Origin of the sequence: Streptomyces sp. NPDC057438 (assembly GCF_042802995.1) — a bacterium.
In the GTDB taxonomy this organism is placed as follows: domain Bacteria; phylum Actinomycetota; class Actinomycetes; order Streptomycetales; family Streptomycetaceae; genus Streptomyces.
This window is the reverse complement of record NZ_JBHVDD010000109.1, coordinates 1-20,929: the sequence shown is the minus strand read 5'-3', so window position 1 is coordinate 20,929 and position 20,929 is coordinate 1. Positions and strand designations below refer to the sequence as shown.

General features: G+C 71.4%; 15 protein-coding genes. 7 read left to right on the top strand and 8 right to left on the bottom strand.

What is annotated here, in order from left to right:
* Positions 1 to 54: 54 nt before the first annotated feature.
* From ACFU5F_RS37405 to ACFU5F_RS37395, 3 genes are all read left to right on the top strand, one after another.
* The gene (locus ACFU5F_RS37405) at positions 55 to 1,014 is read left to right on the top strand and encodes a GNAT family N-acetyltransferase (RefSeq protein WP_383897494.1); all 960 of its coding nucleotides are present in this window, start codon (positions 55 to 57) and stop codon (positions 1,012 to 1,014) included.
* A 259-nt stretch (positions 1,015 to 1,273) separates the two neighbouring features.
* The gene (locus ACFU5F_RS37400) at positions 1,274 to 6,466 is read left to right on the top strand and encodes a family 43 glycosylhydrolase (protein WP_383897492.1); all 5,193 of its coding nucleotides are present in this window, start codon (positions 1,274 to 1,276) and stop codon (positions 6,464 to 6,466) included.
* Positions 6,467 to 6,570: 104 nt separating this feature from the next.
* On the top strand, positions 6,571 to 7,590 hold the full coding sequence (locus ACFU5F_RS37395) for an LLM class flavin-dependent oxidoreductase (protein WP_383897490.1): 1,020 nt from the start codon (positions 6,571 to 6,573) through the stop codon (positions 7,588 to 7,590).
* On the opposite strand, the gene ACFU5F_RS37390 is transcribed toward ACFU5F_RS37395, so the two are convergent.
* The 5 genes from ACFU5F_RS37390 to ACFU5F_RS37370 form a co-directional block, all read right to left on the bottom strand.
* Positions 7,577 to 8,428 carry a lysophospholipid acyltransferase family protein gene (locus ACFU5F_RS37390; RefSeq protein WP_383897488.1) on the bottom strand — a complete coding sequence of 284 codons (852 nt, stop codon included), beginning with the start codon at positions 8,426 to 8,428 and terminating at the stop codon, positions 7,577 to 7,579. The two genes, ACFU5F_RS37395 and ACFU5F_RS37390, sit on opposite strands and share 14 nt — an antisense overlap.
* 4 nt (positions 8,429 to 8,432) lie before the next feature.
* Entirely contained in the window at positions 8,433 to 9,203 is a 771-nt protein-coding gene (locus ACFU5F_RS37385) for a GNAT family N-acetyltransferase (RefSeq protein ID WP_383897487.1), read from the bottom strand.
* Positions 9,204 to 9,529: 326 nt separating this feature from the next.
* Positions 9,530 to 10,279 (bottom strand): succinate dehydrogenase/fumarate reductase iron-sulfur subunit, encoded by a 750-nt coding sequence (locus ACFU5F_RS37380; RefSeq protein WP_383897485.1) that lies wholly within the window; start codon positions 10,277 to 10,279, stop codon positions 9,530 to 9,532.
* Entirely contained in the window at positions 10,276 to 12,234 is a 1,959-nt protein-coding gene (locus ACFU5F_RS37375) for a fumarate reductase/succinate dehydrogenase flavoprotein subunit (protein WP_383897484.1), read from the bottom strand. Before ACFU5F_RS37375 ends, ACFU5F_RS37380 begins: the two co-directional genes overlap by 4 nt.
* Positions 12,235 to 12,236: 2 nt before the next feature.
* The gene (locus tag ACFU5F_RS37370; RefSeq protein ID WP_383897482.1) at positions 12,237 to 12,962 is read right to left on the bottom strand and encodes a succinate dehydrogenase; all 726 of its coding nucleotides are present in this window, start codon (positions 12,960 to 12,962) and stop codon (positions 12,237 to 12,239) included.
* A 93-nt stretch (positions 12,963 to 13,055) separates the two neighbouring features.
* On the opposite strand from ACFU5F_RS37370, the gene ACFU5F_RS37365 reads away from it, so the two are divergent.
* Complete coding sequence (locus tag ACFU5F_RS37365) at positions 13,056 to 13,940, top strand: LysR family transcriptional regulator (protein ID WP_383897480.1); 885 nt, start codon at positions 13,056 to 13,058, stop codon at positions 13,938 to 13,940.
* 168 nt (positions 13,941 to 14,108) lie between these two features.
* On the opposite strand, the gene ACFU5F_RS37360 is transcribed toward ACFU5F_RS37365, so the two are convergent.
* From ACFU5F_RS37360 to ACFU5F_RS37350, 3 genes are all read right to left on the bottom strand, one after another.
* Positions 14,109 to 16,253, bottom strand: a complete 2,145-nt coding sequence (locus tag ACFU5F_RS37360) for a putative bifunctional diguanylate cyclase/phosphodiesterase (protein ID WP_383897478.1) — start codon at positions 16,251 to 16,253, stop codon at positions 14,109 to 14,111.
* Positions 16,250 to 17,062, bottom strand: coding sequence for an SAM-dependent methyltransferase (locus ACFU5F_RS37355; protein ID WP_383897477.1), 813 nt, complete (start codon positions 17,060 to 17,062; stop codon positions 16,250 to 16,252). The genes ACFU5F_RS37360 and ACFU5F_RS37355 overlap by 4 nt, the downstream gene beginning before the upstream one ends.
* A gap of 377 nt (positions 17,063 to 17,439) precedes the next feature.
* Positions 17,440 to 18,447: an SCO0930 family lipoprotein gene (locus ACFU5F_RS37350; protein WP_383897474.1), complete on the bottom strand. Its 1,008-nt coding sequence runs from the start codon at positions 18,445 to 18,447 to the stop codon at positions 17,440 to 17,442.
* A gap of 684 nt (positions 18,448 to 19,131) precedes the next feature.
* On the opposite strand from ACFU5F_RS37350, the gene ACFU5F_RS37345 reads away from it, so the two are divergent.
* From ACFU5F_RS37345 to ACFU5F_RS37335, 3 genes are all read left to right on the top strand, one after another.
* Positions 19,132 to 19,326 carry a hypothetical protein gene (locus ACFU5F_RS37345; protein ID WP_383897472.1) on the top strand — a complete coding sequence of 65 codons (195 nt, stop codon included), beginning with the start codon at positions 19,132 to 19,134 and terminating at the stop codon, positions 19,324 to 19,326.
* 16 nt (positions 19,327 to 19,342) lie between these two features.
* Positions 19,343 to 20,107: a hypothetical protein gene (locus tag ACFU5F_RS37340; protein ID WP_383897469.1), complete on the top strand. Its 765-nt coding sequence runs from the start codon at positions 19,343 to 19,345 to the stop codon at positions 20,105 to 20,107.
* Between the two features lie 242 nt (positions 20,108 to 20,349).
* Positions 20,350 to 20,868 carry a hypothetical protein gene (locus tag ACFU5F_RS37335; protein WP_383897467.1) on the top strand — a complete coding sequence of 173 codons (519 nt, stop codon included), beginning with the start codon at positions 20,350 to 20,352 and terminating at the stop codon, positions 20,866 to 20,868.
* Positions 20,869 to 20,929 lie beyond the last annotated feature (61 nt).

The following is a 20,929-nucleotide window of genomic DNA, read 5'->3' as shown; positions in this document are numbered from 1 at the left end:
CGCCGCCCCGAAATCCCGTTGCGGCCCCGGCCACCGCCCCCCGACAGTGGCCCCATGACGACGACGCACCCCATCCCCCTGCCGCCCGGCCTGACCGTGCGCCCGGCGACGCTCGACGACGCGGAGGCGGTGTGCGCGCTGCTCAACGAGATCGACGTGCTGGAGATCGGCCGCGCCGAGACCGAGTTGGCCGAGGTACGGGCCGACCTGAAGCATCCCGAGACGGATCTGGCGCGTGACTCCTGGCTGCTGTTCGACGGCGACCGGCTGGTGGCCTACGGGCTGCAGTGGGACGAGTCCGGCGGCGAACGCATCGACATGGACCACTACACGCTGCCGGACCAACCCCTCGGCGCCCTGCACCTGTTCGAGCTGATGGAGGCCCGCGCGGCGGAGCGTGCGGCGGCCAACGGCGCGGACCGGGCCGTCGTGCACATGCACCTCAACATCGCGCCGACGATGGACCTGGACGCCCTGCGCGAGCGCGGCTGGCGCACGGTCCGCCGCTACCACGTGATGGCCCGCCCCCTGTCCCCCGCCGGGCCGGCGGCGACTCCGCCGCCCGGGGTGACCCTGCGCGACTGCTCCGCCGAGCCGGACCGCAGGAAGGCCCACGCCCTGCTCCAGGCCGCCTTCGCCGACCACTTCGACTTCCAGCCGCGCACGTACGAGCAGTGGCTGGACGACATCGACGCCGAGCACGTCGACTGGTCCCTGACCTGGATCGCGCACGTCGACGGTCTCGGCGACACGGCGGCCGTGCGGTGCCGCAACGACCGGTCCGCGATGGCCTGGATCGCCAGCATCGGCGTCCTGCGCGAGGCCCGGGGCCGGGGCCTGGGCAGTCTGCTGCTCGGTCACGCCTTCGGTCACTTCGCGGCGCTGGGCCGCGACCGCATCGGTCTGGGCGTCGACACCGACAACAGCACCGGTGCCCTCGCCCTCTACGAACGGCACGGCATGAAGCTGGACTTCGCTGTCGACACCTGGGAACTGATACGCCCCGTGAAGTAGTCGCGGTGCACGAAGCCCCCGTTCTCCCGGGATGTCCCCCGGAGAGCGGGGGCTGCGCGTTCGACCTGTCGGACATTGTTCGATACCTCTTGACGCTTCACCACACGCCGATTGACACTCTCGCAACACGACGTCACATGGTCGAAACAGCGGGATGCCCGGGGCGAGGGCTCCCGCCTCTGCCCGACCCCTCCCCCTTGCGTTCACCTTGCCTTCGCCACCCCTTCATCAGCCGTGCTCTCAGCAGGGATAACTCGACATGACGCACATCGAACGTCTGCGCGGCCGCGCGAGACGCTGGGCGGGTCCGCTCGCCGGACTGACCGCCGCGTCACTCGTCCTGGGACTGGCCGGGCCCGTCGCCCAGGCCGCCGCGGACGACGCCGGCCTCACCGACGGGCTGGCCCTCTGGTACAAACTCGACGCCACCTCCGGCACCAAGGCCGTCGACGCCTCCGGCCACGGCCGTGACGGCACGGTGAACGGCACCGCCGGCTGGACGGGCGACGGCCAGGGCCTCTCCTTCAACGGGTCCGACACCTACATCAAGGTGCCGAACGACGTCATGAAGGGCATGAACTCCATCAGCGTGTCCATGGACGTGCTGATGGACGAGTCGCAGACCGGTCCGTACTTCATCTACGGCTTCGGCAACACCAGCAGCGGCGCGGGCAACGGCTACCTCTTCGCCACCGGCAACTCCCTGCGCACGGCCATCGCTTCGGGCAACTGGTCGACGGAGCAGAACACCCGGCCCTCCGACGGGCACAACCTGAGCCGCTCGGTGTGGAAGCAGCTCACCTACACCCAGACCGGCACCACGGGCGTCCTCTACGAGGACGGCGCCGAGGTCGGCCGCAACACGTCGGTCACCACCACCCCGGGGTCCATCGGTTCGGGCACCACGACCGCCAACTACATAGGCAAGTCGGTCTACACCGGCGACAAGCTGTTCAAGGGCAAGATCCGCGACTTCCGGGTCTACGACCGCGCGCTCGCCGGCTCCGAGGTCGAGCAGCTCGCGCTCCCCATCGCCGAGGAGGGCCTCGCCGCCGACAAGGCCGCCCTCACCCTGGGCGACACCAGCGCGGTGACCGCCGACCTGACCCTGCCGAAGACCGGTACGGCCGGGGGCTCCACGATCACCTGGAGGAGCGACAACACCGGCGTGGTCTCGAACTCCGGCGCGGTGACCCGCCCCGCCGCCGGTGAGCCGAACGGCCACGCCACGCTGACGGCGACCCTCAAGAAGGGTCCCGCGAGCGCGACCAAGTCCTTCGAGGTCACGGTCCTGCCGACGTTCGACGACACCACCGCCGTCAAGCAGGCCGCCGAGGCGCTGACGGTGCACAACCTCGACGACGTCCGCGGCAACCTCACGCTCCCGGGCGACGGCGGCTTCGGTACGAAGGTCTCCTGGTCCTCCGCGAACGCGGACGTAGTCTCCGCGGACGGCGTGGTGAAGCGTCCCGCCCACGGCGACGGCGACACGACCGTCGTGCTGACCGCGACGGTCACCAAGGGCGACGCGAAGACCACCCGTGCCTTCACCGCGAAGGTGCCGGAACTGCCCAAGAAGGAAGCCCTCAAGGGCTACATGTTCAGCTACTTCACCGGCGAGGGCACCTCGGACGGCGAGCAGCTGTACGCGGCCCTCAGCAAGGGCAACGACCCGCTGAAGTGGCGGGAGCTGAACGACGGCAAGCCGGTCCTGACCTCCACGCTCGGCGAGAAGGGCCTGCGCGACCCGTTCATCATCCGCTCCCCCGAGGGCGACAAGTTCTACCAGATCGCCACCGACCTGAAGATCTACGGCAACGGCGACTGGGACGCCTCCCAGCGCACCGGCAGCAAGTCCATCATGGTCTGGGAGTCCACCGACCTGGTGAACTGGACGAACCAGCGCCTGGTGAAGGTCTCCCCCGACTCGGCCGGCAACACCTGGGCCCCCGAGGCGTACTACGACGAGCAGCGCGGCGAGTACGTCGTGTTCTGGGCGTCGAAGCTGTACGACAACGAGGCCCACTCCGGCGACACGTACAACCGCATGATGTACGCGACGACCCGTGACTTCTACACGTTCAGCGAGCCCAAGGTCTGGGTCGACCGCGGCTACTCCGTCATCGACTCCACCGTCATCCAGCACGACGGCGAGTACTACCGCCTCTCCAAGGACGAGCGGAACAACTCCTCCTCCACCCCCAACAGCAAGTTCATCTTCGAGGAGAAGAGCGACACGCTCCGCAACCTCTCCTGGACCGCCGTCTCCGAGGGCATCGGCAAGGGCCACATGAGCGCCGCCGAGGGCCCGCTGGTGTTCAAGTCGAACACCGAGGACAAGTGGTACGCGTTCCTGGACGAGTTCGGCGGCCGCGGCTACATCCCCTTCGAGACGAAGGACCTGGACTCCGGCGTCTGGACGCCGTCCACCGACTACGACCTGCCGTCCAAGCCCCGGCACGGCACCGTGCTCCCGGTCACCCAGGCCGAGTACGACCGGCTGCTGAAGACCTATCAGCCGGACGGCATCGTCACGGCCGTCGAGGACGTCAAGGTCCGGACCCGCACCGGTGACGCCCCGGTCCTGCCGGCCACCGTCATCGCCGAGTTCGCCGACGGCGCGAAGCGGCCCGTCGCCGTCACCTGGGCGGACGTGGACCCCTCCCAGTACGCGCAGGCCGGCACCTTCACGGTGAAGGGCGACCTGCCCGGCGACTCCGCGATCGAGGTCCGTGCCGAGGTCACGGTCTCCGCCGAGGGCCCGGACGTCCCGGCCGACCTGCTCGTGCACTACGGCTTCGACGAGACCGGCGGCAGCATCGCCCGTGACTCCAGCGGCCACGGCTACCACGGCACCTACGTCCGCACCCCCGACTTCGCGACCGGCGTCGACGGCGGCTCGTTCAAGATGTCCGGCGGCGACAGCGGCTCCAGCTCGCCCTACGTCAGGATCCCGAACGGCGTGCTGAAGGGCGCCGACAGCGTCACCGTCTCCACGTACGCGAAGTGGAAGGGCGGCGACAACTGGCAGTGGCTGTTCGGCCTCGGCCCGGACAGCAACAAGTACCTGTTCGCCAGCCCCTCGAACGGTTCCTCGTCCCTCTACTCGGCCATCACGGCGGCGAGCTGGGGCGCGGAGAAGAAGCTGTCCGGCGCCCGGCTCACCCCCGGCAAGTGGCAGCACGTCACGGTCACCGTCGACGGCGGCGCCAAGACGGCGGTGCTGTACGCGGACGGCGTCGAGGTGTCCCGCGCCACCGACGTCTCCGTCAAGCCGTCCGACCTGTACGACGCGAACAAGAACTACAGCGGCTACATCGGCCGGTCCATGTACTCCCCCGACCCGTACTTCGGCGGTGAGGTCGACGACTTCCGGATCTACGACCGGGCCCTGACGGCCGCCGAGGTGCTGGAGATCAGCGGCAACACCACGGGCATCGCCAAGGTGACCCACCCGGCGCAGAAGACGGACGCCGTCATCGACGACGCCGGCAGCCGTGTCACCCTGCCGATGAAGCCGGGCACCGATCTGACCAAGCTGGCCCCGGAGTTCACCCTCGCCCACGGCGCGAAGATCAGCCCCGCCTCCGGCACCGCGCAGAACTTCACCAAGCCGGTGACGTACGAGGTCACCGGTTCCGACGGCAAGAAGCGCACCTGGACGGTGTCGGCACGCGAGCTCAAGAGCCCGGTGCTGCCCGGCCTCAACGCGGACCCGAACATCGTCCGCTTCGGTGACACCTTCTACATCTACCCGACCACCGACGGCTTCGAGGGCTGGAGCGGTACGCAGTTCAAGGCGTACTCCTCCAAGGACCTGGTCAACTGGAAGGACCACGGCGTCATCCTGGACCTCGGTCCGGACGTCTCCTGGGCGGACAGCAGGGCCTGGGCGCCGGCGATGGAGGAGCGGAACGGCAAGTACTACTTCTACTTCTGCGCCGACGCGAACATCGGTGTCGCGGTCTCCGACTCGCCCACCGGCCCGTTCAAGGACGCCCTCGGCAAGCCGCTGCTGAAGGCCGGCATGCTCCCGGGCCAGATGATCGACCCGGCGGTCTTCACCGACGACGACGGAAAGTCGTACCTCTACTGGGGCAACGGCCGCGCCTACGTGGTCCCGCTGAACGACGACATGGTGTCGTTCGACTCCGCCAAGATCTCGGACATCACCCCCAGCGGCTACAACGAGGGCACGTTCGTCATCAAGCGCAAGGGCACCTACTACTTCATGTGGTCGGAGAACGACACACGTGACGAGAACTACCGGGTCGCCTACGCCACCGGCTCCTCGCCCACCGGTCCCTGGACCAAGCGGGGCGTGATCCTGGAGAAGGACCTCTCGCTCGGCGTCAAGGGCCCCGGCCACCACTCGGTGGTCCACGTCCCCGGCACCGACGACTGGTACATCGCCTACCACCGCTTCGCCATCCCCGGCGGAGACGGCACCCACCGCGAAACCACCATCGACAAGCTGGAGTTCGACGCCGACGGCCTGCTGAAGAAGGTCGTCCCCACCCTGGAGAGCATCGACCCGGTCACCATCGCCCGGGCCGGCGCGGACGTCTCCGGCAAGGAAGGCGCCGAGATCCGGCTGAACGGCACGGTCTCCGGCGCGGGCACCGCCCGGTGGACGGCCGAGAAGGGCGCGCCCTGCGTCTTCGCCGACGCCGGGTCCGCGAGGACCACGGTCACCTGCTCGGACAACGGCACCTACGAGGTCACCCTGACCGGCGGCCGCAGCTCCGACACGGCCACTGTCACCGTCACCAACGCCGCCCCGGAGATCACATCGGTGACCAGCGGGAAGACCGTGGAGACGGGCAAGGTCACCCGGGTCCGGGTCAAGTTCACCGACGCGGGCACCCGTGACGGGCACACCTGCCGGATCGACTGGAAGGACGGTTCCCGGCCGGCGGCCGGCAAGGTCACGGCCGGCAGCTGCAAGGCCGAGCACACCTACCGCACGGCCGGCCTCTACGCCCCGGTGATCACCGTCACCGACGACGACGGCGCCTCGGTGAGCCACACCGTCGCCGAGCTGGTCGTCTTCGACCGCAAGGCCGGTGGCGCGACCGGTGACGGCAGCTTCACCTCCCCGGCCGGGGCCTACCCGGCGGGCCCGAAGCTGACCGGCAAGGCGGACTTCTCCTTCTCCGCCGCGTACGGCAAGAGCGGCACCAAGCCGTCCGGCAAGGTGGCGTTCGACTTCGCCGGCGCCAAGCTGAAGTTCCGCTCCACCAGCACCGAATGGCTCGTGGTCAACGGCTCCGAGGCCGTCCTCCAGGGCTACGGCACGGTCAACGGCAAGGGCGGTTACCTCTTCCGCGTCACGGCCACCGACGGCCCGGACACCTTCCAGATCAAGATCTGGAAGAAGTCCGACGGCACGGTCGTCTACCAGAACAAGACGGCCGCGACCACGAAGGGCATCACCATCGGCCGCACGTAGCGAGTCCTGACCGCACCAGACCGAGCCGCGCCCGGAACCCTTCCGGGCGCGGCTCGGCGCGTGGGGCCCGGGAATCCCCCCGCCCCCAGAACGTTGAACCCCCTGTGACCTCCGTACTCGCCGCCACCCGCTTCTCCGTCCTCGACCGCTCCCGGATCCGCGAGGGCCACAGCGCGCCCGAGGCCCTGCGGGACACCGTGGGACTGGCCCGGCACGCGGAGCGGCTCGGCTTCCACCGCTTCTGGGTGTCGGAGCACCACGGCGTACCCGGCGTGGCCGGTTCCGCCCCCACCGTGCTGGCCGCCGCCGTGGCGGCGGCCACCCGCACGATCCGCGTGGGCACCGGCGGAGTCATGCTCCCCAACCACCGCCCGCTGATCGTCGCGGAACAGTTCGGCGTCCTGGAGTCCCTGTTCCCCGGCCGGATCGACATGGGGCTCGGCCGCTCCGTCGGCTTCACGGACGGCGTGCGCCGCGCGCTGGGCCGGGACAAGGACGACGCCGAGGACTTCGCGGGCCAGGTCGCCGAGCTGCTCGGCTGGTTCGCCGGGACCTCCCCGACCGGGGTGCACGCTCGTCCCCCGGAGGGTCTGACCGTGCCCCCGTTCGTGCTGGCGATGGGCGAGGGCGCCGACATCGCCGCGCGGGCGGGCCTGCCGATGGTGATCGGCGACCTCCGCGACCGAGACAGGGTGCGGCGGGGCGTCGACCGCTATCGCGCCGGGTTCCGCCCGTCCGCGTGGGCCGAGGAACCGTACGTCGTCGTCTCCGGCACGATCGCCGTCGCCGGCACCCCGGAGGACGCCCGCCGGCTGCTGCTCCCGGAGGCCTGGGCCATGGCGTACTCCCGCACCCACGGCACGTTCCCGCCGCTCGCCCCCGCGGAGGAGGTCGAGCGGCGGCCGATGACGGCCAGGGAGCGCAGCTTCTACGAGTCCGGACTGACCGGCCACATGTACGGCACGGAGGAACAGGTGGCGCGCGAACTGGAGTCGGTGGTCGAGGAGACGGGCGCCCGGGAGGTCCTGGTCACGACGAGCACGCACGACCGCGAGGCGCTGCTGGACTCGTACCGGAGGCTGTCCCGGATCGCGGGCCTCGGCCGCCCGCTCACCGGGAACTGACCCTCGCACGGCTCACGGCACGACCACCGTGGGCGTCCGGCGCGTGCTCGACCATGGCCGCCACGTCGATCACCGCCGTCTGCGCGGCCCGCGCCAGGGCCCGACGGTCGCGGTGGCGGCCCGGGGCGATGACGGGCCGTACGTCCACCTCGGCGACGATCCCGCGCGCCGACACCACCCGCCACACCGAAGCGAGCAGCGCGTCGTCCCCGACGTACGCCGGCGTGGTGCTCGCCCCGCCCCCGGCGCACCGGTATCGGACCCGTACCGGCTGCACGGCCACGCCGGCGTCGAGCGCGGACTGGAACACGGCCCGCCGGAAGCGGCCCTGTGCCCGGCCGCACCAGGTGCTCCCCTCGGGAAAGGCGACGACGGCCGCACCACCGCGCAGGGCCCCGGCGACGCGCGCGACGGTCTCCGGCAGCGCGCGGATACGGTCCCGCTCGATGAACAGCACCCCGCTCCGCGCGACGAGGGCGCCCGCGACCGGCCACGCCCGGATGTCCGCCTTGGCGAGCATCCGGGCCGGACGCACCGCCCCGAGCAGCGGTATGTCGAGCCAGGAGACGTGGTGGGCGACGAGGAGCAGTCCGCCGGCGGGCGGTGCGACGCCGGAGATCCGTACGCGGACCCCCGAGGCCCGCACGACCCACCGGCTCCACCACCGCACGACGCCGGACGGCAGCCGCAGGCCGACGAGGCTCACCAGCACCCCGACGGCGACCAGGGCCACGACCGCCGCGAACCGGGCGACGGCCCGGGGCAGGCCGGCGCCCGGCCCGGTCGCCGCCACACACGCCCGCGGGCTGCAGGGCGCGCTGGGCAGCCATGCGCTCACCGGTTCACGCCGCCGGGACGAGGGAGAGGAAGTGCCGCAGGTAACGGGCGTCGACCCGGCGCATCGACAGCAGCACGTACAGGTCCGCGACCCCGAAGGCCGGGTCGTGCGCGGGCTCGCCGCACACCCAGGCACCGAGGCGCAGATAGCCGCGCAGCAGCGGCGGCAGCTCGGTACGGCCCCGTGCCGCCCCGCCCTTCGGCACCCAGGGCAGCAGCGGCCGTACCCGGTACTCCTCCGGCGCCAGGTTCCTGGCCCGGACCCGGTCCCAGGTGCCCGCGGCGAGGGCTCCGCCGTCGGTGAGCGGGAGGGAGCAGCATCCGCCCAGCCACTCGTGGCCGCCCTGGACCATGTAGCGGGCGATGCCGGCCCAGATCAGGCCGATCACGGTGCCGTCGCGGTGGTCGGGGTGCACGCAGGACCGGCCGACCTCCACCAGCGAGGGGCGGATCGCGTCGAGCCGGCCGAGGTCGAACTCGCCCTCGGAGTACAGCCGTCCGGCGACCGCGGCCCGTTCGGGCGGCAGCAGCCGGTAGGTGCCGACGACCTGTCCGGTCAGGGTGTCCCGGACGAGCAGGTGGTCGCAGTAGGCGTCGAAGGGGTCGATGTCGAGTCCCGGCTGCGGCGACGCCGTCAGGGCCCCCAGCTCCCCGGCGAACACATCGTGCCGCAGGCGCTGGGCGGCGCGGACGTCCTCCTCGCCGCGGGCCAGGGTGACGGTGTAGCGGGTGGGGGCCGTCGGCCGGGGCGGGCTGTCGAGGGTGGAGGCGGTCATGGCATCTCCTGGTCACGGGCCGACTCGGCGGCGTCAGGGCGGACCTGGGGACGTGCGGCCCGCCGCCCCAGTTCTCCCGGCGCCGGCTGACACCCGCGTGACCGGTCGCGAGAGCCCGGATGTGGAGCGGTTGAACGGCTCGGACCGGGTGTCCGGGGCGTCCGGCTCCGCCGACCGGCGGGTGTCGCGACGGTGACGAAAGCCTGGCGGGGCCGGATGAGAGCACCACGCCCGGCCCCGCCCGTCCGCACCTGTCGGCGAACGTTCCCTGCCCCGGCACGGGGCGCCCGGCAGGCCCGTGTCGACCGGCCCTGCCGCATCGCGGCCTACCGCGTCCCGGCCTTCCGGGCAGCCCGCAGCCATTCCCTGTTCATGCTCGTGATGGACATCAGCGGAATCCCCTTGGGACAGGCCGTGGCGCACTCACCCGCCAGCGTGCACCCCCCGAACCCCTCCTCGTCCATCCGCTCCACCATGTCCAGCACCCGCGTCTCCCGCTCGGGCGCGCCCTGCGGCAGCACGTTCAGGTGGTTGATCTTCGCCGAGGTGAACAGCATCGCCGCGCCGTTCGGGCACGCGGCCACACAGGCCCCGCAGCCGATGCACTCCGCGTGCTCGAAGGCGAGGTCCGCGTCCGGTTTCGGGACGGCCGTGGCGTGTGCCTCCGGCGCGGCGCCGGTCGGCGCGGTGATGTACCCGCCGGCCTGGATGATCCGGTCGAACGCCGACCGGTCCACCACCAGGTCCTTGACCACCGGGAAGGCGGCCGCCCGCCAGGGTTCGACGTCGATCGTGTCGCCGTCCGAGAAGGACCGCATGTGCAGCTGGCAGGTCGTCGTCCGCTCCGGCCCGTGCGCGTCGCCGTTGATGACGAGCGAGCAGGCCCCGCAGATCCCCTCACGGCAGTCGTGGTCGAAGGCCACCGGGTCCTCACCGCGCAGGATGAGTTCCTCGTTGAGCGTGTCGAGCATCTCCAGAAAAGACATGTCGGGCGAGATGCCGTCCACCTCGTACGTGGACATGGCGCCGTCGGCGTCGGCGTTCCGCTGGCGCCAGACGCGCAGGGTCAGCTTCATGCGTAGCTCCGCTGGGTGGGGTGGACGTACTCGAAGACCAGGTCTTCCCGGTGCAGGACGGGTGCCGTGCCGGTGCCGGTGAACTCCCAGGCGGCGGCGTACGAGAACTCCTCGTCGCGGCGCTCCGCCTCGCCGTCGGCGGTCTGGGACTCCTCGCGGAAGTGGCCGCCGCAGGACTCGGCGCGGTGCAGCGCGTCGAGGCACATCAGCTCGGCGAGTTCGAGGTAGTCGACGATGCGGTTCGCCTTCTCCAGGGACTGGTTGAACTCCTCGCCCGTCCCCGGGACCTTGATCCGCCGCCAGAACTCCTCGCGGATCTGCGGGATCCGCTCCAGGGCCTTCCGCAGGCCGCTGTCGGTCCGGGCCATCCCGCAGAACTCCCACATCAGTTCGCCGAGTTCGCGGTGGAAGGAGTCGGGCGTGCGGTCGCCGTCGACGGCGAGCAGCAGGTTCAGCCGGTCCTCGGTCTCGGCCAGCACCTCTTGGACGACGGCGTGTTCGGGGCCGATGCCGTCCTGCTCCGGATGCCGGGCGAGGTAGTCGTTGATGGTGGCCGGGAGCACGAAGTACCCGTCGGCGAGGCCCTGCATCAGCGCGGACGCGCCGAGGCGGTTGGCCCCGTGGTCGGAGAAGTTGGCCTCGCCGATCGCGAACAGGCCGGGGACGGTGGTCTGCAGGTCGTAGTCCACCCACAGCCCGCCCATCGTGTAGTGCACGGCGGGGTAGATCCGCATCGGAACCTCGTACGGATCCTCGTCGGTGATCCGCTGGTACATGTCGAAGAGGTTGCCGTACTTGGCTTCCACGGCCTTGCGTCCCATGCGGGCGACGGCGTCGGCGCAGTCGAGGTAGACGCCCTGCCCGCCGGGCCCGACGCCCCTGCCCTCGTCGCAGACGTTCTTCGCGGCGCGGGAGGCGATGTCACGGGGGACGAGGTTGCCGAAGGCGGGGTAGATCCGCTCCAGGTAGTAGTCGCGCTCGTCCTCGGGGATCCTGTTCGCCGGGCGGGTGTCTCCCTGGGCCTTCGGCACCCAGATGCGGCCGTCGTTGCGCAGCGACTCGCTCATCAGCGTCAGCTTGGACTGGTGGTCGCCGGTGCGCGGGATGCACGTGGGATGGATCTGGGTGAAGCACGGGTTGGCGAACAGCGCGCCGCGCCGGTGCGCCCGCCACACGGCGGTCGCGTTGGAGTTCATGGCGTTGGTCGACAGGTAGAAGACGTTCCCGTATCCGCCGCTCGCCAGCACCACGGCGTCCGCGAAGTACGTGTCGATCCTCCCCGTGATCAGATCCCGCGCGACGATCCCGCGTGCCCGCCCGTCGACGACGATCAGGTCGAGCATCTCGATGCGTGGATGCATCTCCACGTTTCCCGCCGCGATCTGCCTGCTCAGGGCCTGATAGGCGCCGAGCAGCAGCTGCTGTCCCGTCTGGCCCCGGGCGTAGAAGGTCCTGGACACCTGGACTCCGCCGAAGGAGCGGGTGTCGAGCAGTCCGCCGTACTCCCGGGCGAAGGGCACGCCCTGGGCCACGCACTGGTCGATGATCTCGACGGAGATCTGGGCGAGGCGGTGGACGTTCGACTCCCTCGCCCGGAAGTCGCCGCCCTTGACGGTGTCGTAGAACAGCCGGTGGACCGAGTCGCCGTCGTTGCGGTAGTTCTTGGCCGCGTTGATGCCGCCCTGGGCGGCGATCGAGTGGGCGCGGCGCGGGGAGTCCTGGTAGCAGAACTGGACGACGTGGTAGCCCTGTTCGGCGAGCGTGGCGCCGGCCGAGCCGCCCGCGAGGCCCGTGCCGACGACGATCACCGTGTGCTTGCGGCGGTTGGCGGGGTTGACCAGCCTGGCCTCGAAGCGGCGCCGGTCCCAGCGCTCGGCGACCGGCCCCTCGGGGGCCTTGCCGTCGACGACCGGGGCGCCGGTCACGTAGTCCGTGTAAGCGGTGGACGTGGTCATGGTCAGCTCACCACTCCGGTCATGACGGCGACGGGTACGGAGACGAAGCCCGCGGTCAGCACCAGGGCCAGGACGTTCGCGGTGGTCCTCAGGGCCCGGTCGCGGGTGCGGCTGCCGGCGCCGAGGGTCTGGGCGGCGCTCCAGAAGCCGTGCCGGACGTGCAGTCCGAGCGCGAGCACCGCGGCGATGTAGACGACGTTGCCGTACCAGGTGGAGAAGGTGTCGATCACGTTCTGGTACGGGTGTCCGGCCTCGAAGCCGCCCGGGTGGGCGGTGCCGGTGGTCAGGTCGAGGATGTGCCAGACGATGAACAGGGCGAGGATGACGCCGCCCCAGCGCATGGTCCGGGTCGCGTAGCTCGCCCGGCGTTTTTTGTGCACGTACGTGCTCGGCCGGGCCCGCAGGTCGCGGCGGCTGAGCTGGTAGGCGGCCGTGGCGTGGGCGACGACCGCGGCGACCAGCACCACGCGGACGATCCACAGGGCCCACTCGTGGTGCAGGAAGGGCTCGCCGAGGGTGCGCAGCCAGTGGGCGTAGCCGTTGAACTCGCCGGCGCCGAAGAAGATCTTGAGGTTGCCGAGCATGTGGGCGACCAGATACGCCAGCATGATCAGTCCGCTGACGGCCATCACCGTCTTCTTGCCGAGGGAGCTGTCCCACGCCGAGCGCGCGAAGGACGGTTTTCGTTCCGTCCGTTCCGCCCGGTCCGTCCGCGTTGCCAGTGCCATGGAACAGACGCTAGAACCGCGACGCCCCATCGGTCCAAGACATGAAACAGCTCGTTTCGATAGCTAGGTCCTATCGTCGCGTATCGTGAGGGGGTGCAGTTCCAGCAGCTCCAGTACTTCGTGGCGGTGGCCGAGACCCGGCACTTCACCCGGGCCGCCGAGCTGGTCCATGTGGCGCAGCCGTCGCTGTCGCAGCAGATCAAGGCCCTGGAGCGGGAGTTGGGCGCGGACCTCTTCCGGCGGGCGCGCGGCAACATCACGCTGACGGACGCCGGTGAGGCGCTGCTGCCGCTGGCCCGCCGCATCCTGGCCGACACGGACACCGCCCGGCACGAGGTGCAGGAGCTGGTCCAGCTACGGCGGGGCCGGGTCCGGCTCGGCGCGACCCCGAGCCTGTGCACGGGCCTGCTCCCGGACGTGCTGCGTGCCTTCCACGACCGCTACCCGGGCATCCGGCTGCTGATCGAGGAGGGCGGCTCGCACGACCTCGTACGGCAGCTGGCGCGCGGCGCCCTGGACCTGGCGCTGGTCGTCCTCCCGCTCCCGACGGCCTCCCCGGCCCTGACCACGGTGGAGCTGCTGCGCGAGGACCTGGTCGTGGTCTCCTCGCCGGATGCGCCCAGGCCGGGCAACGGCCGCCGGACGGTCCGTGTCACCGACCTGGAGGGCGAGCGCCTTGTGATGTTCCGCCACGGCTACGACCTGCGGGAACTCACCGTCGCCGCGTGCCGCTCCGCGGGGTTCGAGCCGGACTTCGCGGTCGAGGGCGGGGAGATGGACGCGGTCCTCGGCTTCGTCCGGGCCGGTCTCGGCGTGGCCGTGGTCCCGCGCATGGTCGCCACCGGGGCCGGCCGGGGCCTGCGGGTCACCCCGCTGGCCCGGCCCGGCCTGCATCGCGTGATCGCCTTGGCGCACCGCAGCGATGTGGCTCCGCCTCGGGCCGCGCGGGAGTTGCAGCGGATGTTGGTGGAACGGTGAGGGTGGGTTGCCGGGCCCGGTCTCGCCGTTGGTGGTGAGCGCCGTTCGGGGCTGCGGGTGCGTCGTGGCTTGTCACGCCCGCGCGGCGGAGCCGCACATCGATACAGCCCCGCGCCCCTCAAGGGCGCTGCGCGCCCCCCGAGAAGGGCCCGGCGACGGAAAGGCCCCCTACCCCGTCGCGTCCACCAGCGCCAGTTCGTGGAGGCGGTCCGGGGGGCCCGGGCGGGCGTAGTACCAGCCCTGGGCGGTGTCGCAGCCGAGTATGCGCAGCTGCTCGGCCTGGGCACCGGTCTCGACGCCCTCGACGGTGACCGCGAGGTCGAGACTGTGGGCCAGGGAGACGATCCCCTCGACGATCTTCAGGTCGACGGGGTCGGCCGGGAACTGCTGCATGCTCTGGGTGAAGGACCGGTCCAGTTTCAGGACGCGGACCGGCAGCCGGCGCAGGTTGGCGAGGTTGGAGTAGCCGGTGCCGAAGTCGTCGAGGGCGATGTCGACGCCCATCTCGGAGAGCCTGCGCAGGGGTTTGAGCAGGTCGTCGTCGGCGCCGATCAGGGCGGACTCGGTGACCTCCAGGCAGAGGGCGTCCGGTTCGAGCCCGGCGCGCTCCAGGATGTCCACCGTGTCCTGGACCAGCCCTGGGTGGGTCAGCTGGCACGGGGAGAGGTTGACGTTGACGCGCAGCGGGCCGGTCGTCCGTGTGCCGCCGTGGCGTTCCTGCCATGCGCGGGCCTGGCGCACCGACTGCTCCAGGACCCAGCGGCCGAGCGGGACGATCAGGCCGGTGCGCTCGGCGAGCGGGATGAAGCGGTCGGGGCCGAGGACTCCGTGCTGCGGATGCAGCCAGCGGACCAGTGCCTCGGCGCCGCGCACGGTGCCGTCGCCGAGATGGACCAGCGGCTGGTACTCGATGAAGAACTCGCCCCGGTCCAGGGCGGCGGGGAGCGCCGTCGTGAGCCCGTGCCGGGTGATGGCGCGGGCGTCTGCCTCCGCGTCGGCGACCTCGTAGCGGTTGCCGCCCGCGGACTTGGCCCGGTACATGGTGATGTCGGCGCTGCGCAGCACCTCCGCCGGGCCGCGCTCCCCCGCCGGGCCCTCGACGATGCCGATGCTGCCGCGGACCAGCAGTTCACGGCCCTCGATGCGGACCGGGGTGACCAGCGCGTTCATGATGCGGTCGGCGAGATCGTCGACCTCGCGCTCGGTGTCGGTACCGGTGGTCAGCGCCACGAACTCGTCGCCGCCGAGCCGGGCGACCATCTCTCCGGGCGCGGTCGCGCAGGACTGCAGCCGGTCGGCGACCTCGACGAGCAGCCGGTCGCCGGCCGCGTGTCCGAGGCTGTCGTTGATGGTCTTGAAGCCGTCGAGGTCGAGATAGCAGAGGCCGAAGCGCTGCCCGTCGCCCGCCGCGAGCGCCTTCTCCAGGCGTTCGAAGAACAGGGTGCGGTTGGGCAGTCCGGTGAGCGCGTCGTGGGTGGCCTCGTAGCGCAGGCGCAGGTTGAGCAGCCGGCGCTCGGTGGTGTCCTCCATGAGGGCCAGCTGGTACTGGGGCCGGCCGTCCGCGTCCCGCAGCAGGGACACCGTCAGATTGGTCCACAGGACCGTGCCGTCCGGCCGGTGGAACGCCTTCTCCGTGTGGTAGTGCTCCCGCTCGCCGCCGACCAGTTCGTCGTAGAGGCGCCACACCTGGGGCGCGTCCTCGGCGTGCTTCCACTCGGGGACGCGGCGCCCGCGCATCGCCTGCTCGGTGACCCCGAACATGCGCAGCAACGCCCCGTTGACCTGGAGGATGTTGCCGTCGAGGTCGGCGATGCCGATGCCTATGGCGGCGCCCTCGAACACCGCGCGGAACCGGGCCTCGGTGGCGTGCAGCGCCAGGGCGACCGCGCCCTGGGCCTCCAGCGCGGCGCGGGCGATGGCCTCCTGCTCGGCCAGCGTCCGTCGGCGCAGCGCCTCGGCGAACCCGGCGGCCATCGCGGACTGCAGCCGCCCGGCACGGGCCCGCAGGTCCTCCTGGGGTCCGTCGCCGCCGCAGTAGAGCACCAGATAGGCGTCGACGCAGTCCAGGGCCTGGCTGAGCGCGTCGGGTTCGGTGCAGTGCGCCTCGACGAGGGCGGCGCCGACGGCCCTGCCCGCCTCGGCGTCGTACGTCCTGGCCCGCAGTGCCTCGCTCAGGCTGCGGGCGAGCGGCAGCAGTCGTTCCTCGAACTCGGGGCGGGTCAGCGACGTGGAGGTGGCGGGGAAGACCGCGCGGCTCCAGATGGTCGCGAACCGGCGGAGTCTGTCCTCCGGCCCGTCCGGCTCCGCCCTCACGCTTTGGTCCCCACGCCGGCGAACTGCGCGTAGGCGTACGGATCCTCGTCCTCGGAAGCCGTGTCGGGCCGCCACTTCGCCATCGGCACCACTCCGGGTTCCACCATGTCGTACCCCTCGAAGAACCGTGCGACCTCGTCGGAGGAGCGCATGGTCAGCGGATTGCGAATGTTCCGGTACACGTCCACCATGGCCGCCGCCCGCTCCGCGGGCAGCGGGATTCCCTCGCTGCAGGCGTGCGAGACGATCATCAGGCTGCCGGGCGCGAGCGCGTCGCGCAGCTGCGCCACCGCCCCGTACGGGTCGTCCGTGTCCTCCACGAAGTGCAGTATGGCAACCAGGAGCAGCGCCACCGGCCGGTTCAGGTCGATGAGTTGCCGGACACGGGGGCTCTCGAGGATTTCCCGGGGCTTGCGGAGGTCGGCCGCGACCACGTCCACGCCGTCGACCCCCTTCAGAACGGCCTGGCTGTGTGCTACGGCGACGGGGTCGTGGTCGACGTAGACGATCCGTGCGCCGGGGCTGGCCTCCCGGGCGACCTCGTGCACGTTTCCGAAGGTGGGGATCCCGGATCCGATGTCCAGGAACTGGGTGATGCCCGTGTCGGCCGCGAAGCGCACGGCGCGGCGCATGAACGCGCGGTTCGCCTGCATGATCTTGGGCAGGCCCGGCACGAACTCCATGGCCCTGCGGGCCGCTTCCCGGTCCACCTCGAAATTGTGCGAACCACCCAGGTAGTAGTCGTATATGCGTGCCACGGACGGCATCGAGATGTCGATGCTCCGCGGCGCCCAGGCGGGACGCTCCATCTGTGTACTCCAACGCTTCGGGGGTGGCGTGGGCGATCCGGTGTTCGAGCTGAGGCTACTGATCGTCCGCCGAAGGAGCGAGCAAAAACGGAAATTGACCGTCCGTTCAAGATCTCCGCGGAGGGGCCTGCCCAACCGGCGCCCCGGCCACGCCTGTTCGGTCGGCGGCGTTGCCGGCGGTCGGAGAACACCGCGCCCGGACACCCCCGTTCGGGTGTGTCCGGGCATGCCAAGCGGTCCGCCCCCTCCGTGCGGTGCGGAGGGGGCGGACCTGATCGGCCGCGCTGATGTGGTGCGTCCGGCACTCTTTTCTCGTCCACTCCCTTCCGCGTGCGGCGATGTGAATGGCGAGGCGGTCCACCCTGGGGAAGGTGTCCTTACTTCTGCGCGCCGATCGGCTCTCCGTCGCCGTTGATGGCGAACCAGGTACCGCCGACACCCTGGCCGTTGGTGTCACCGGGCGACTTGTCGTTGGCGAAGGTGTAGAGCGGGATGCAGTTGATGGTCTGCTGCTTGAGGCCGTCAGGACGGTCGAAGACCGTGTAGCCCTTCAGCAGGATGCCCTTGGTGTCGTTCTTGTCGACCGGGGCGACGACGGGCCACTTGTCGAGGCAGGCGCCGGTGCACTTGGTGGACATCGGCCACTGCTTGTCCTTGAGGAACCGGTAGACCGTCATGCCGTTCTTGTCGACGACGATCTCGCCGAGCTTGGCGTCGTTGCGGGTGGTCAGGCCGGCCTGTCCGACCGCCTCGCCACCGCCTCCGCCCGTGCCGCCCGTGCCGCCGGAACCGCCGCCCTTGGTGGAGGCCTTCTTGCCGTTGGGCGCCGAGGCGAACCAGGAGCCCTTGACGCCCTGGCCCTTGATGTCACCGGCCTTGGTGTCCTTGGCGAAGTAGTACATCGGCCAGCCGGCGACCGTCAGCTGCTTGGTCCCGTCGGGACGGCTGACCTCACCGAGCAGGGCCTGGTCGACACCCTCGGCGGCGGTGGCGCCCGAGGCGGGAACCGGCGGCCAGGTGGCGGCGCACTCGCCCTCACAGGTCGTCTTCGGCGGCTCGAAGGAGTCCTTGTCGAAGCGGTACAGGGTGCGGCCGGAACTGTCCGTGAGGACCTTGCCGAACTCGTCGCTGTTCCACACCGTCAGCTGGCCCGCCGAGGCCGCCGTGGTGGACTGGGCCTGGTCCGACGTGTCGGAACCGGCCGCGCCGACACCGGCCGTACCGGTACCTGTGCCCGCGATGGTGCCGGCACCGAGCGTCGGCGTGGAAGCGGCGCCCACGTTCTGCGAGGACGTCGACCCCTTTTCCTGACCGCACGCCGTCGTCAGCACCAGTACAGCCGCAGCTGTCGCTACGAGCGAGGCGCTCCGCCAGGAGGTCTTCATTCCAACTCCCCGTGTATCCGGTGGGTGTTGCAGCGCCTAGTGCGCCGCTTGCTGGTCCTAGGTACGGGCGGGAGTGGCCGAAGTGTTCAACGTGGCGCGAATTTCTTTCCGAAGGCTGTGACGCGATACCGGTCGTCCGCCTGCGGAGGTGTCGAAAACGGGGTCAGCGCAGGGCATCCGCACTCAAACCTTCGAGGTCCGTTTTTCCCCCGTCCGGAGCAATCCGCCCGTGCTCCCGCGTACGCGGGCGCGCGAGCACGGATGATCTGCGACGTGCAAGGACCCCAGCGGACCCGATCCGCTCTCGCCCTACGGCTGTCGGCCCTGCTCGCACTGACCTGGCTCCTCGCCGGAGCACCGAGCGGCCCGGCGGTCGCCGACGCCTGCGCGTACGCCGACGTCGGCCCGGGCGGCGGGGGCGCGCTCGCCGTGGCGGTCGGGGGGACCGGCTCCTGCGCGCCGACCCCGCCGCCCCCGCCCCCACCGCCGCCGTCGTGCCCGCCGGAGCCGTCCCCCACCCCGACACCCCCGCCGCGGCCTAGGCCACCGTCGCCCACGCCCACCCCGGACCCCGCTCCGGACCCCCCGCCCGCCCCGAAGCCCACCCCGCCCCCGAGGCCAGCGCCACCGCCTCCCCCGCCGCCCGTCACCGAGGCGCCCCGGCACGCCCCCACCCCGACACCCGTGCCGAAGCCGAAGGCGCAGCCGGACCCCGCGCCCAGCGTCCGCCCCGAGGTCTCGCCGACCCCGGTGAGCTATCCGCCGTACCGGGCCCCGTCCCACTCCGCGGCCAAGCGCTCGGGTCCGTCCCTCGTCTCGCTCGCCCTGCTGGTCACCGTGCCCGCGGTGTTCGCCGCCGCCGCACTGCGCCCGCGCTGATCCCTGGAGGAACCTCTTGTCGGAATGGCTTGTTCTCACCCTCGCGATGGGGGCGGCCTGTCTGGTCGTCCTGATCGTGGCCCTGGTACGGCACCACGCCGCGCCGGCGGACGAGGACCCGTCCGAGACCCCGGACGTCATCGAGTACATCACCATGATGATCGGCGTGGTGTACGCCATCGTGCTGGGCCTGGCCATCGCCGGTGTCTGGGAGGCCCGCAGCGCCGCCCAGGACCAGGTGCAGGCGGAGGCGCAGGCCCTGCACGAGATCAGCGAGCGGGTGCGGGTGTACCCCGAGGACGTGCGCGACCGCATCCGCGGCGACATCGACGCCTACGTCGGCCATGTCGTGTCCACCGAGTGGGAGGTCATGGCCGAGAAGGGCGAGGTGACCGAGCGCGGCACCGAGCTGTTCGAGACCGTCCGGCACGACGTCACCGACTACCAGCCACGCGACGACTTCGAGGCGCAGGCCTACCAGCCCCTGCTCGACCAGGTGGCCACGGCCGACGCCGCGCGCGGCAGCCGCGCCGACTCCACCGGCGAGACGATGCCCGGCGTGGTCTGGTTCGGCCTGATCATCGGGGCCGTCGTGACGGTCGGCATGGTGTTCGCCCTGCAGATCCGGCGCACACCGCGCGAACTGATCCTCGCCGGCCTGTTCTCCGCCCTCATCGCGTTCCTGCTGTTCCTCGTCTGGGACTTCGACGCGCCCTACAGCCGGGGCCTGTCGGCCACGGCCGATCCGTTCCTGAGCCTGTTCCCGAACGCGGGCGAGTAGCGCGGGCTAGCAGGGGACGGTCGACACGTCCGGTCGGGCGGCCGGGGGACGGGCGGCACGACGCGCCCGCCCCCCGGCCGTGACACGTTCCGGTCCCCTGTGCGGAGCACAGGCGTGCCCCATTCGCGCTACTGCGATCGCGCCACCGGGCGCGCCTTCCTAGCGTTTCGGTCATCGAGGTGCATTTCAGACGCAGGCGGAAACGGTCCGCGGCAGGCTCCTCGGGGACCCGGAGGCTCATCATGCGCGCGATACGCGTCGCTTCGGCCGCTCTGCTGGGCGTGGCCGCCCTCTCCCTCACCGCTCCCGCCGCGCACGCGGCGCGGGCCGACGACATCACGTCGTTCGGTTTCGGTGTCGTGCCCTCGACGGTCGCCCCCGGCGGGCAGGTGCTCCTGCATGTCGACGGCTGCCACCGCAGGACGACCGTCTCCTCGGGCGTCTTCGACGCCGTCGTCATCCCCCGGGGCCACTCCTCGGCCACCGCGACCGTCGACCGGGACGCCAGACCCGGCACGGTGTACGAGGTGTCGTTCCGGTGCGGCGACGAGAGCGGCCGCACGGACCTCACCATCGCCTCCGGCCACCCGACGCATCACCCCACCCACCATCCCACCCGGGGCTCCCACGCCGGCGCCGGCGGCACCGTCGCGAGCTTCGACCCGCACGAGATCGGCCTCGGCGCCGCGCTCGTCGCGGGAGCCCTGGGCGTGGCCTGGCACCGGGCGCGCCGCCGCCCCGGGGAGGGCGACCACTCCTGACGTGGCACGCCGGGCTGCACGCCGCGCGGCCCTTCGCCCCGGAACCCGTGAGGGTCCGGGG

What these genes read in the sequence shown, in the direction of transcription:
- ACFU5F_RS37375 (WP_383897484.1), bottom strand. Translation starts at nt 12,234, where the DNA reads ATGACCACGTCCACCGCTTACACGGACTACGTGACCGGCGCCCCGGTC.
- ACFU5F_RS37385 (WP_383897487.1), bottom strand. Translation starts at nt 9,203, where the DNA reads ATGACCGCCTCCACCCTCGACAGCCCGCCCCGGCCGACGGCCCCCACC.
- ACFU5F_RS37380 (WP_383897485.1), bottom strand. Translation starts at nt 10,279, where the DNA reads ATGAAGCTGACCCTGCGCGTCTGGCGCCAGCGGAACGCCGACGCCGAC.
- ACFU5F_RS37355 (WP_383897477.1), bottom strand. Translation starts at nt 17,062, where the DNA reads ATGGAGCGTCCCGCCTGGGCGCCGCGGAGCATCGACATCTCGATGCCG.
- ACFU5F_RS37335 (WP_383897467.1), top strand. Translation starts at nt 20,350, where the DNA reads ATGCGCGCGATACGCGTCGCTTCGGCCGCTCTGCTGGGCGTGGCCGCC.
- ACFU5F_RS37370 (WP_383897482.1), bottom strand. Translation starts at nt 12,962, where the DNA reads ATGGCACTGGCAACGCGGACGGACCGGGCGGAACGGACGGAACGAAAA.
- ACFU5F_RS37405 (WP_383897494.1), top strand. Translation starts at nt 55, where the DNA reads ATGACGACGACGCACCCCATCCCCCTGCCGCCCGGCCTGACCGTGCGC.
- ACFU5F_RS37400 (WP_383897492.1), top strand. Translation starts at nt 1,274, where the DNA reads ATGACGCACATCGAACGTCTGCGCGGCCGCGCGAGACGCTGGGCGGGT.
- ACFU5F_RS37350 (WP_383897474.1), bottom strand. Translation starts at nt 18,447, where the DNA reads ATGAAGACCTCCTGGCGGAGCGCCTCGCTCGTAGCGACAGCTGCGGCT.